This is a genomic window from Methylobacterium sp. CM6257, assembly GCF_054611515.1.
This window is the reverse complement of sequence record NZ_CM137735.1, coordinates 3174620-3186507: the sequence shown is the minus strand read 5'-3', so window position 1 is coordinate 3186507 and position 11888 is coordinate 3174620. Positions and strand designations below refer to the sequence as shown.

Genomic DNA, 11888 nt, shown 5'->3' with positions numbered 1-11888 from the left:
CTTCGGTCTTGCGCCGAAAAACGAGCCTTTAATGCTAAGCTCGCGAAAAGCTTGGGCTATTTCTTATCGCGCCCAGGAAATCCTCACGAGACAATCGGTCCCATCTGGCCGTCGGCAGACACCCGCCTAGACACGGGCAGGACCGGCGGCCCTCATGCACGATCGCAAGCCATGTCTTTGTTTGTTCTCGCGAAATCGACAACGACATGATTAAAGAAAATTTTCATAGACATTTCCTTGGGCTCAGGCTCACAAATTCTCGATCCTTCCGGACAATCGGGCCGGCAGCCTCCCCTTGCGCCCGCGCCCACGGGTCAGGGCATGTCACCGCTCCGGCAGGTTCTCCGGCTGGCTGAACCGGAAGCTCACGTTCGGATCCTCGGCGGAGCGGTCGCCCGCCGCCATGATCGACACGCGCAAGGCTGCGGCGCCCGCGAGCGTCGCGGCCGCGGCGAGCGCCGTCACCGGGCGCGGCAGGCCGCGGCGGGTGAGGAGCGAGGCCGCGAAGACGCCCAAGGGGAGGGCGGTCCCGAGAAGCGTCGCGCCCAGGTGCTCCACCCTGCCGGCCCGGCTCTTCAGGGCTCCCGCGACGCCCGTGCGCCGATAGGTTGCGTGCGAGATCGCCGCGCCGGCGAGTTCCACGGCGAGCGCCGCCGCGGCCGTCCCTTCGAGCGCCCGGCGCCGGCCCGGATCCGGCTCCGTCACCGAGAGCGCCGTGGCGGCGGAAGCCATCGAGGAGGCACCGAAGCGCATGGCGAGGCTGCGCGGGGCCGCGGCCCAGAGGGGCGTCGAGGTCGCCGAGAGGAGCGAGGCCGTGTAGGTCGAGAGGCCGAGGCCGGTGAGGGCCGCCGGCACCTGGGCGGCGCGGGCGAGCCCGTTCAGGCCCCGCGCCCGCGGCCAGAGGTCGGTGCCGAGCTGGGCGGCCGCGGTGAGGCCGGCGGCCCCCGTGAAGCCCATCAGGATCCAGGTGCCGATCGACATGGGCGAGGTGTGCTTGGCCACGCGCAGCATGTTGTAGAAGCGCTTGGGCGTGTGCAGGTCGTAGATCAGGAGCGGCGCCCCCAGGACCGGGGCGAGCAGCGCGAGGTAGCGCCCCCGGCGGACCAGGGGTGCCGCCGCCGAGCCCTGCCGGATGTCGGCCAGGGCAGCGATTGCCGAGGCGGAGCCGGACAGGCCTGCGAGGAAGATGTAGCCCCCGACCACCGGGTTCTCGAACGGCGACGCCTTGAGCTGCGGGCGTCCGTAGTAGGTCGGCCCCGTCCAGCCGGCCTGGTTGGGCCGGCCGTGGACCGAGGGCGGCTCGGTGGCCCGGCGCGGAACCCGGGGCGCGTCCTCGGGACCGTCCTGCGTGGCGGCAGCCGCGTCCGGGCTGATGGTGGCGGTCACGAGCGGCCTCCGTCGGGCCGGGAGAAGAGAAAGGCGCTCGCCAGCGCCAGGGCCGCCACGGTGGCAAGGCCGGTGGCGAGGCTCGGCGCCACCCGGTTGGCGGGCCGCGTCGGGGCGGCCGGCAGGTTGTAGATTTCGGGCCGGTCGATGAGCAGGAAGAAGGCGTTGAGGTGTCCCAGGCCGCCGGTGGCTCCGGGAGCGTCGGGGGTGCCGTAGAGGTAGGCACTCTCCACGCCGATGCCGTGCAGGTGCTCGACCCGCTCGGCGGCCCGGACCTGGAGGTCGGACAACTCGCCGAACTGGATCGAGTTGGTGGGGCAGGACTTGGCGCAGGCCGGTTCCAGGCCGCCCTTGAGGCGGTCGTAGCAGAGGGTGCACTTGTGCGCCTTGCCGTCCACCGTGCTGACGTCGATGACGCCGAACGGGCAGGCCGGCACGCAGTAGCCGCAGCCGTTGCAGATATCCTGCTGGACCACGACCGTGTCGAACTCGGTCTTGAACAGGGCGCCCGTCGGGCAGGCTTCCAGGCAGGGTGCGTTGTGACAGTGCTTGCACACGTCGCTCATCATCAGCCAGCCGGACTGGAACTTCTGGTCCAGACCCTCCCGCAATCCGCCGGGCCCCGACTTCTCCACGAAGGCGACGTGCCGCCAGCTGTTGGCGGAGAGGGCGCCGGTGTTGTCGAAGCTCTGGCCGGTGAGCCCGACATTGTCGGCCGGCAGGTTGTTCCACTCCTTGCAGGCGACCTCGCAGGCCTTGCAGCCGATGCACACGGTCGTGTCGGTGAAGAACCCGTAGGAGCGCCCCGGCTCGATCCGCACGCCGGCGGTGAGCTCGGATTCGTCGGGGATCACACGGGTGAGGGTCGAAGAGGCGTGGTCGAGGGCGCGGGGATGCATGTTCACGGGCCGACGCCTCCTCAGCGGGCCGCTTGCTGCGAGAGGAGGGTCACCGAACGGGCGATCAGGCCGATCAGGTTGCGGGCAGGCTCGTAGGTCACGCGCACCCGCGCCTGCCGAGCCTGGAGGGGCGCGAGCTGCGCCGGCTCGGCCGCGGCGTTGCGGTCCAGCAGGAACAGGTGCGAGATCCCGTTGTCGTCCGTGAGCTGGAAGCGGCTCTCCTGGACGATGGTGACCACACCATCTTTAACATGCGTCAAAGTTCGTCCCCGGGAAGCGGCCGTTGCAGCCTGGAATCGCTCGCACCTGTTCCGACAACCCCGGCTCGCCGCCGAAGTTTCTGCGCGCGGTCGGACTCAACCTTCGCCCTGCGACGTGATTGCCTTCGGCGCCGCCACTGGCCGGGAACCAATGGCCCCCACACCCGGCTTACCGCGCAAAGGCCGAGCAACGGGTGGCACCATGGCGACGATCCGCAGGCGCTTAACAGAGAGGGTGTCGGGCTTCGTGCGGGACTGGTCGCTCCCGCGCCAGCTCGCCGGGCAGAGCGTCATGTCCGAGGCGGCCCGGAGCACGACGTCCGAGCACCTGCGCCCGCGCCTTGAGGAGGCCGACCGGATCGGCACCAGCGTCTGCCCGTTCTGCGCCGTGGGCTGCGGCCAGCTGATCTACGCCAAGAACGGCAAGCCGATCCACGTTGAGGGCGACCCGCGCAGCCCGATCAACCAGGGGACACTGTGCCCCAAGGGCGCCGGCACGCTGGGCATGCTGCTCTCGCCGGAGCGCATCAGCGACGTGCTCTACCGCGCCCCCTATTCGGATCGCTGGGAGAAGAAGCCGCTGGCCTGGGCGATGGAGCGCATCGCGCAGCTCACCAAACAGGTCCGCGACGAGACCTTCGCCGAGACCCTGCCGGACGGGCGGATCATCAATCACACGTTGGGCCTGGGCTCCCTCGGGGGCGCCACCATGGACAACGAGGAGAATTACCTCATCAAGAAGCTGTTCGGCGGCGGCCTCGGGATGATCAATATCGAGAACCAGGCGCGCATCTGACACTCGTCCTCGGTGCCCAGTCTGGGTACCACCTTCGGGCGCGGCGCCGCCACCATGGCGCTGTGGGACCTCGCGAATTCCGACTGCATCATCGAGATGGGCTCCAACATCGCGGAGAACCATCCGGTGGGATTCCGCTTCGTCGTGGAGGCCCAGCGCCGCGGCGCGACCGTCATCCACATCGACCCGCGCTACACCCGCACCAGCGCGCTCGCCGACATCTACGCGCCGATCCGCTCAGGAAGCGACATCGCGTTCCTCGGCGGGATGATCCGCTACATCCTGGAGAATGACCTGTGGTTCCGGGACTTCGCGCTCGCCTACACGAACATCAGTCACATCATCGAGGAGGGCTACGGCGACCCTGAGCAGAACGAGGGCCTGTTCTCGGGCTACGACCCGGTGGCCGGGACCTATTCGCAGGACACCTGGCAGTACGCCGGCAAGACCGTGCCGTCCCCGGTGGCCGAGCATCGGGTGCAGTCCCAGGAGAACGCCTCCGACGAAGGCGAGGCGTTCGAGAGCATGACCAAGTCGCCGCCACCGCAGGACCCGACCCTGCAGCATCCGAACTGCGTCTACCAGATCATGAAGCGCCACTACGCGCGCTACACGCCCGAGATGGTCGAGGCGGTGACCGGCTGTCCGAAGGATCTGTTCGTGCGGATCGCCGAGATCTTCGCGAAGAATTCCGGCCGGGAGAAGACCGGGGCCTTCACCTACGCGGTGGGCTGGACCCATCATTCCACCGGTGTGCAGATCATCCGGGCGGCGAGCATCATCCAGGGGCTGCTCGGCAATATCGGCCGGCCGGGCGGGGGCATCATGGCCCTGCGCGGCCATGTCAGCATCCAGGGCTCGACCGACATCCCGACGCTCTACAACATGCTGCCGACCTACCTGCCGCAGCCGAACGTCTTTCACGACCACGCGACCCTCGACCGGTATCTCAAGACCGAGACGCCGACCACGGGCTGGTGGTCGAACATGCCGAAATACGTGATCAGCCTGCTCAAGGCCTGGTACGGTGACGCGGCCCGCGCCGACACCGAGTGGGGCTACCAGTTCCTGCCCAAGCTCACCGGCGACGCCTCCCAGGAGCCGATGACCATGGCCATGGCCGACGGCGTCGTGAAGGGGCAGTTCATCCTCGGCCAGAACCCCGCGGTCGGGGCGGTGAATTCCGAGCTCGTGGAGAGCGGCTTCGCCAAGCTCGAATGGATGGTCGTGCGCGACTTCGCCATGACCGAGACCGCCAATTTCTGGCAGCAGGGCCACCGGGTCCGCAAGGGCGAGGTCCGGCCCGAGGAGATCGGCACCGAGATGTTCTTCCTGCCGGCCGCCATGCCGGGCGAGAAGGACGGCTCGGTGACCAACACGAGCCGCCTCGTGCAGTGGCACGACGTGGTCTGCGAGGCGCCGGGCGACAGCCGCTCGGACCTCTGGTTCATCGTCCATCTCGGCCGGCGCCTGAAGGAGCTGTATCGGGACTCTACCGATCCCAAGGACCGGGCCATCCAGGCGCTGACCTGGGACTACCCGCTGAAGGGCGAGAAGCTGGAGCCGGACGCCGAGTCGGTGCTGCGTGAGATCAACGGCTGGACCGTGGCGGACGGACGCCAAGTCCCGGACTACCGGCAGCTCAAGGATGACGGCTCCACGGCCTGCGGCGGCTGGATGTATTGCGGCATCTTCCCGGAGACGGGGAAGAACCTGTCCCGCTCGCGCCGGCCGGACGGGCCGGGCGAGTCCGGCGCGCATCTGGGCTGGGCCTGGACTTGGCCGCTGAACCGCCGGACGCTCTACAATCGCGCCTCCGCGGATCCCGCCGGGAAGCCGTGGTCCGAGCGCAAGAAGATGATCTGGTGGGACGAGGCGCAGTCCAAGTGGACCGGCGACGACGTGCCGGATTTCGTGGCCGACAAGCGGCCCGATTACCGTCCGGACTGGTCGACGCAGCCGCACGGCATGGAGGCGCTCGGCGGCAACGACCCGTTCATCATGGAGGCGGACGGCAAGTGTGCGCTGTTTGTGCCTTCGGGCCTGAAGGACGGGCCGCTGCCGACACATTACGAGCCGATCGAGAGCCCGGTGCGGAACCCGCTCTACCCGAAGCAGCAGCGGAACCCGGCCGCGAAGCTCTGGGGGCGGCCCGGCAACGCGCTCCATGAGACCGCCGACCCGCGCTTTCCCTACGTCTTCACCACCTTCCGCCTGACCGAGATGCATTGCGGCGGCATCGCCACACGGATCATGCCGCACACGGCGGAACTGCAGCCGGAGGCCTTCGTGGAGGTCTCGCCGGAACTCGCCGAGACCCTGGGGATCGCGCATCTCGGCTGGACCGTGATCTCCACCCTGCGGGGCGAGGTCGAGGTCCGGGCCATGGTGACGGAGCGGTTCAGGCCGTTCCGGATCGAGGGCCGGATTGTCCACCAGATCGGGATGCCCTGGGTCTACGGCTGGCAGGGCTACGCCAGGGGCGACGTCGCCAACGTTCTGCTCGCGATCACGGGCGACGCCAACACCAGCATCCACACCACCAAGGCGATCACCTGCAACATCCGGCCCGGCCGCAAGACCCGTCCGGACGTGCTCCATCAGAGGGAGACCGTACCGTGAGCGCCGCTCCCGGACGGGAGGCCGGGCACCGGGCGCTCGCCGCTCTCGACACGGCGCTCTCGCGCAAGCCCGCGCGGGACGACCACACCCTTTCGGAAGCCGCGGCGGAGCTGACGAAATTCCGCGACGCGATCATCGCGGAACAGCGCCGCGGCGGCATCCGCAGCGCGGACGAGCGGCGGCACCTCGCCCACCTGAACTCGGTGCTCAGCGTCGTCCTGGGCGTGCACTTCCCCCTCGGGGAGACGCCCTGGGACGAGCTCCAGAAGGCCCGGGGCTGGCTCGCCGAGCTGGTAGCCTCGCCGTGAATCGCGTGACGCCGGGGCTTCTACGATCCGCGCCATGAAGATGCTCGGAAGGCCAGGGACGGCCGTCCAACCCGCGCCCTCATCCTGAGGCGCCGGAGCGCAGCGCAGGCCTCGCAGGGGCCCCCCAGGGATCACGGCGCCCTCTGGAGGCCTCCTTCGAGGCGGCTTCGCCGCACCTCAGGATGAGGGCGTGGGCTGGATCAGCCGAACATCCTGCGCGGTGATGACACGTGCCGGATCCGTCGAGCGATCCGACCGGTGACGCCGTCAGCCCCCGAAGGCCCGCGACGGCAGACCCGTCACGCCGACATCGAGTTCGAATAAGGCCCCGGCCTCCGGTACGTGCTCGGCCCCACGCGACGCCGAGGTGACGAACAGGCGGTCCAAGCCCGCCCCCGCGAAGGCGCAGCTCGTGATGTTGGGGGCGGGAAGGGGGATGGCGCGGATCAGGCGACCCTCCGGATCCACGCGGCTGATCCGTCCGCCGCCCCAATGGGCGATCCAGAGGCAGCCCTCGGCATCCGTGGTCATCCCGTCGGGCCAGCCCCACGCGTCGGGGAAGCGCAGGAAGGCCCGCTTGCCGGACAGCGTGCCGTCCTCGGCCAGGTCGAAGGCGTAGATGGTCCGGGCGGCGCTGTCGCTGTGATAGAGGATCCGGCCGTCGAGGCTGAAGGTCGGGCCGTTGGCCACCCCGTAAGCGCCGTCCATCCGCTGCCAGGTCAGGTCGGGGTCGAGCCGGTGCAGGGAGCCCGAGACTGCCGTCTCGGCCTGGTGCATGCTCCCGGCCCAGATCCGGCCGGCGCAATCGACCTTGGCGTCGTTGAGGCGGTTGTCCGGATATTCGGGCTCCGGGTCGCCGATCGGTGTGAGGCGGTCGGCCTCCAGATCGTAGGTCGCGAAGCCGCTCTTCAGCCCGACGATGAAGTCCCGCCGGCCCGCGCGGGGGATGATCCAGCCCAGCGGCTCCGGGAAGGGGCGCGTGCCGGTCTCGCCGCGCGCGAGGTCGAGCCAGTTCAGGGCCGGCGCCTCGATGTCGACCCAGAAGAGGCGCTCCCGTTCCGGCACCCAGACCGGACCCTCGCCGAGCCGGTCGCGCCGGGGCCGGGCCAGGATGCGGATCTGCGGGTCCATGATGCCTCCTTCGGGCCGCCCGCGATCAGGCGTTGCCGGACTGGCGGGCGCCGCCCGTCCGGCAGCCCCAGAGCGCGTAGAACAGGGCGTAGAGCTCGCAGGCGGCCGTGATCAGGAACGAGTGCTGCAGCCCGAACCGGTCCGCGGCCCAGCCCTGCACCACCACCAGCGCGCCGCCGGCGATCGCCATGATCAGCAGCCCCGCGCCCGTCTCGGTGAGCGGGCCGAGCCCGCGGATGCCGAGGGTGAAGATCGTCGGGAACATGATCGCGTGGAACAGCCCGACCGAGATCAGCGCCCACATCGCCACGGGGCCCGTCGCGAAGGTCGCCACCAGCATCACCGCGCAGGCGCCGACCGCCGCGCCGGCCAGCACGGTCTCGGCCGGCCGACTCTGCATCAGGTAGCTGCCGACGAAGCGGCCGACCATCATCCCACCCCAGAGCAGGAACAGGTAGCGCGAGGCCTGGGCGTGGGTCAGGTCGCCGATCTCGGGCTGCGAGACGAAGTTGATGAACAGGTTCGACACCCCGATCTCGGCGATCAGGTAGATGAAGATCGCCGGCACGCCGAGGACGAGGTTGCGGTGACGCCAGAGCGACAGGCCGGCGCGCTCGGCCCTGGCGGCCCGTGCCGCGCCCGCGTCGCCGTCCACCGTGTCACCCTCCATAGCGGGCAGCGGGAAGCGGGCGATCACCGCGGCGAGCATCACCAGGATCGCCGCCACGATCAGGTAGGGGAGCTGCACCGACTGCGCGTCGGCCAGGCGCTCGGCGGGGGCGAGCACGGTGCCGGCCGCGGCGTTGCCCGAGGCGGAGCGGCCCAGGATCAGGTAGCCGCCGAAGAGCGGCGCCAGGGTAGTCCCGAGGGAGTTGAACGCCTGCACGAGGTTGAGCCGCGCCGGGGCGCTCTCCGCCGGCCCGACGACCGCCACGTAGGGGTTCGCGGCGACCTGCAGCAGGGTGATGCCGCTCGCGATCACGAAGAGCGCCGTCAGCGTGATCGCGTAGGAGACCTGGTGGGACGCCAACACCATCCCGAGGGTGCCGGCCGCCATGATGCCGAGGCCCATGACCAGGGCGCGCTGGTAGCCGACCCGCGCGATCAGCTTCGCCGCCGGGATCGAGGCCACGAAATAGGCGATGAACCAGACCGACTCGATCAGCGTGGTCTGGGTATAGTCGAGGTCGAACACGCTGCGCAGGTGCGGCAGCAGCGTGTTGTTGATGACCGTGATGAAGCCCCACATGAAGAACAGGCTCGCCAGCAGCGACAAGGCCGAGCGGTAGCTGCCCCGGTCGCGCGCGGAGGCCTCTTCCGTCCGGGCTGCGGACGGGCCGAGGCTCGCGATAGGTCCTGCCATCGGGCCTTTCCTCTCCGATCGGGCCACCTTGCCGGGGCGCTGTGTTGTCCATTTCATTTGTCTGAGTATATATCGGAGCCGCGGACGTCAACCGCGGCCGCTCACCGCGAGCCGGCGCAGGATCGGCGGGACGGGGCACGACAGGGGGTAACCAATGCGTGGTTTGGGAACGGTGGCGCTCTGCGCCTGCGCGGCAGTCCCGGCTCTGGCCCGGGCGGCCGAGCCGAGCCGGACGGTGTTCGGCACCCTGCCCGACGGACGGACCGTCGAGGAGGTGACCCTCACGAACGGCAAGGGCCTCACCGCGCGCATCCTGTCCTGGGGAGCGCTGCTGCGGACGCTTGAGGTGCCGGACCGGTAAGGCGGCCGACGTGGTGCTCGGTTACAGCGACCTCGCCTCCTATCTGAGCAAGGGCAGCTATTTCGGCGTGAGCGTGGGGCGCTACGCCAACCGTATCCGCGCCGGGCGCTTCGTCCTCGACGGCCAGACCTACACGCTCGCCACCAATGACGGCCCCAACGCCCTGCACGGGGGCACCGCCGGCTTCGACAAGCGGCTCTGGACGATCACCGCGGTCAAGGGCGGCGCGGCCCCGTCGGTGACCCTGCGCTACGTCAGTCCGGACGGCGAGGAGGGCTATCCCGGCACGCTGACGGCGACCGCCACCTATACGCTGGACGACACGAACACGCTCACGGTCACCTACGAGGCCACCACCGACAAGCCGACGATCGTCAACCTGACCAACCACAGCTTCTTCAACCTCGCGGGCGAGGGTTCGGGCCGCTCGATCCTGGACCAGACCCTGACCATCCCGGCGGAGCGCTTCACGCCGGTCGACGCCACCCTGATCCCGACCGGCGCGCACCTGCCGGTGGCGGGCACGCCCTTCGACTTCCGCAAGCCCGCGGTGATCGGCGCCCGCATCCGCGACGGGCGGGACGTCCAGATCGTGCGCGGGCGCGGCTACGACCACAACTGGGTCGTGACCGACGCGCCCACGGCCGAGCCGCACCTCGTGGCGCGGGTCGAGGATCCGGATTCGGGCCGCGTCCTGGAAGTTTCGAGCAACCAGCCGGGGGTGCAGTTCTACGCCGGCAACTTCCTCAACGCGACCGTGGTGGGTAAATCCGGCCTCGCCTACCGGCAGTCGGACGCCCTGGCCCTGGAGCCGGAGCTCTTCCCCGACACGCCGAACCAGCCGGCCTTCGGCTCCGCCCGGCTGGATCCCGGCAAGATCTACCGGAACGTGATCACCTACCACTTCTCGACCAGCCCCGCCCACCGGACCCACAAATGACCGACCGACCGATTGCACGGCCCCTGCGCTCGCGCGCCTGGTTCGACAACCCCGACAATATCGACATGACGGCGCTCTACCTGGAGCGCTACCTGAACTTCGGCCTCAGCCTGGAGGAGCTGCGCTCGGGCAAGCCGATCATCGGCATCGCCCAGACCGGCTCGGACCTGTCCCCGTGCAATCGCCACCACCTCGTCCTCGCGGAGCGGATCCGCGAGGGCATCCGCGAGGCGGGCGGCATCGTGCTGGAATTCCCCGTCCACCCGATCCAGGAGACCGGCAAGCGACCGACCGCGGGCCTCGACCGCAACCTCGCCTATTTGGGCCTCGTGGAGCTGCTCTACGGCTACCCCCTCGACGGGGTCGTGCTGACCACGGGCTGCGACAAGACCACCCCGGCCTGCCTGATGGCGGCCGCCACCGTGAACATCCCGGCCATCGCCCTGTCGGTGGGTCCGATGCTGAACGGCTGGTTCAAGGGCCAGCGCACCGGCTCCGGCACGATCGTCTGGAAGGCCCGCGAGATGCTGGCGGCGGGCGAGATCGACCACGACGGCTTCATCAAGCTCGTGACCTCGTCGGCGCCCTCGACCGGCTTCTGCAACACGATGGGCACGGCCACCACGATGAACACGCTCGCCGAGGCTTTGGGCATGATGCTACCGGGCTCCGCGGCGATCCCGGCGCCCTACCGCGACCGGCAGGAGGCCGCCTACCAGACCGGCAGGCGCATCGTCGCGATGGTGGCGGAGGACCTGAAGCCCTCCGACATCCTGACCCGCGACGCGTTCCTCAACGCCATCGTGGTCAATTCGGCGATCGGCGGCTCGACCAACGCACCGATCCATCTCGCGGCGATCGCCCGGCACATGGGGGTCGAGCTCGACATCGCCGACTGGCAGACCTACGGGCTCGACGTGCCGCTGCTGGTGAACCTGCAGCCGGCCGGCGCCTATCTCGGCGAGGATTACTACCGCGCCGGCAGCCTCCCGGCCGTGGTGGCGCAGCTCATGAGCCGCGGGCTGATCCGCGAGAACGCGCGCACGGTGAACGGGCGTTCCATCGGCGAGAATTGCCGCGCCGCCGTGATCGAGGACGAGGACGTGATCCGGCCCATCGACCGGCCCCTGAAGGAGGCGGCTGGGTTCCTGGTCCTGCGCGGCAACCTGTTCGAGGCCGCGGTGATGAAGACCAGCGTCATCGGCGCGGAGTTCCGCGCCCGCTACCTCTCGAATCCCGAGGATCCGGACGCCTTCGAGGGCCCCGTCGTGGTCTTCGACGGGCCGGAGGATTACCACGCCCGGATCGACGACCCGAGCCTCGGCATCACCGCCGACACCCTGCTGGTGATGCGCGGTGCCGGGCCGGTGGGCTATCCCGGAGCCGCCGAGGTGGTGAACATGCGCCCGCCCGCGCAGCTGATCCGGGCCGGCATACACGCGCTGCCCTGCCTCGGCGACGGGCGCCAGTCGGGCACCTCGGCCTCACCGTCGATCCTCAACGCCTCACCGGAGGCGGCGACCGGCGGCGGACTCGCCCTGCTGCGCACCGGCGACCGGGTGCGGATCGACCTGCGCCGGGGCACCGCCGACATGCTGGTCGACGGGGACGAGATCGCCCGGCGCCGCCGCGCCCTGGAGGAGGCTGGCGGCTACGCCTATCCCGCCTCTCAGACGCCCTGGCAGGCGATGCAGCGCGCTGCGGTCGGGCAGATGCACACCGGGGCGATCCTGGAAGGCGCCGAGCGCTTCCAACGGATCGCACAGACCAGCGGCCTGCCCCGCGACAACCACTGACAGGCCGCACCGCCCGCGGGCGGTGC

Annotated in this window: 8 protein-coding genes and 1 pseudogene; 4 read left to right on the top strand and 5 right to left on the bottom strand. The window is 69.8% G+C overall.

Annotated elements, in window-relative coordinates; translation table 11 throughout:
* Positions 1 to 324: 324 nt before the first annotated feature.
* The 3 genes from nrfD to ACYCO6_RS15535 are packed head-to-tail and all read right to left on the bottom strand — an operon-like array spanning position 325 to position 2545.
* Entirely contained in the window at positions 325 to 1386 is a 1062-nt protein-coding gene (nrfD, locus tag ACYCO6_RS15545) for an NrfD/PsrC family molybdoenzyme membrane anchor subunit (RefSeq protein ID WP_459772722.1), read from the bottom strand.
* Complete coding sequence (locus ACYCO6_RS15540) at positions 1383 to 2285, bottom strand: 4Fe-4S dicluster domain-containing protein (RefSeq protein ID WP_459773584.1); 903 nt, start codon at positions 2283 to 2285, stop codon at positions 1383 to 1385. The genes nrfD and ACYCO6_RS15540 overlap by 4 nt, the downstream gene beginning before the upstream one ends.
* 20 nt (positions 2286 to 2305) lie before the next feature.
* Positions 2306 to 2545, bottom strand: a complete 240-nt coding sequence (locus tag ACYCO6_RS15535; RefSeq protein ID WP_459772721.1) for a hypothetical protein — start codon at positions 2543 to 2545, stop codon at positions 2306 to 2308.
* 202 nt (positions 2546 to 2747) lie between these two features.
* On the opposite strand from ACYCO6_RS15535, the gene fdh reads away from it, so the two are divergent.
* Positions 2748 to 5963 (top strand): formate dehydrogenase, encoded by a 3216-nt coding sequence (fdh, locus tag ACYCO6_RS15530; protein ID WP_459772719.1) that lies wholly within the window; start codon positions 2748 to 2750, stop codon positions 5961 to 5963.
* On the top strand, positions 5960 to 6271 hold the full coding sequence (locus ACYCO6_RS15525; RefSeq protein WP_459772718.1) for a hypothetical protein: 312 nt from the start codon (positions 5960 to 5962) through the stop codon (positions 6269 to 6271). Before fdh ends, ACYCO6_RS15525 begins: the two co-directional genes overlap by 4 nt.
* A 267-nt stretch (positions 6272 to 6538) precedes the next feature.
* Here the strand turns inward: ACYCO6_RS15525 and ACYCO6_RS15520 are convergent, their stop codons facing one another.
* Both ACYCO6_RS15520 and ACYCO6_RS15515 read right to left on the bottom strand, forming a co-directional pair.
* Positions 6539 to 7402, bottom strand: a complete 864-nt coding sequence (locus ACYCO6_RS15520; protein ID WP_459772716.1) for an SMP-30/gluconolactonase/LRE family protein — start codon at positions 7400 to 7402, stop codon at positions 6539 to 6541.
* 25 nt (positions 7403 to 7427) lie between these two features.
* A complete protein-coding gene (locus ACYCO6_RS15515; protein WP_459772715.1) occupies positions 7428 to 8765 on the bottom strand; it encodes a sugar MFS transporter in 1338 nt (445 codons plus the stop codon).
* A 154-nt stretch (positions 8766 to 8919) separates the two neighbouring features.
* Here ACYCO6_RS15515 and ACYCO6_RS15510 point away from each other — a divergent pair.
* Both ACYCO6_RS15510 and ACYCO6_RS15505 read left to right on the top strand, forming a co-directional pair.
* Positions 8920 to 10066, top strand: a pseudogene (locus ACYCO6_RS15510) (aldose epimerase family protein).
* On the top strand, positions 10063 to 11862 hold the full coding sequence (locus tag ACYCO6_RS15505; protein WP_459772713.1) for an IlvD/Edd family dehydratase: 1800 nt from the start codon (positions 10063 to 10065) through the stop codon (positions 11860 to 11862). The pseudogene ACYCO6_RS15510 and the gene ACYCO6_RS15505 overlap by 4 nt, the downstream one beginning before the upstream one ends.
* Positions 11863 to 11888 lie beyond the last annotated feature (26 nt).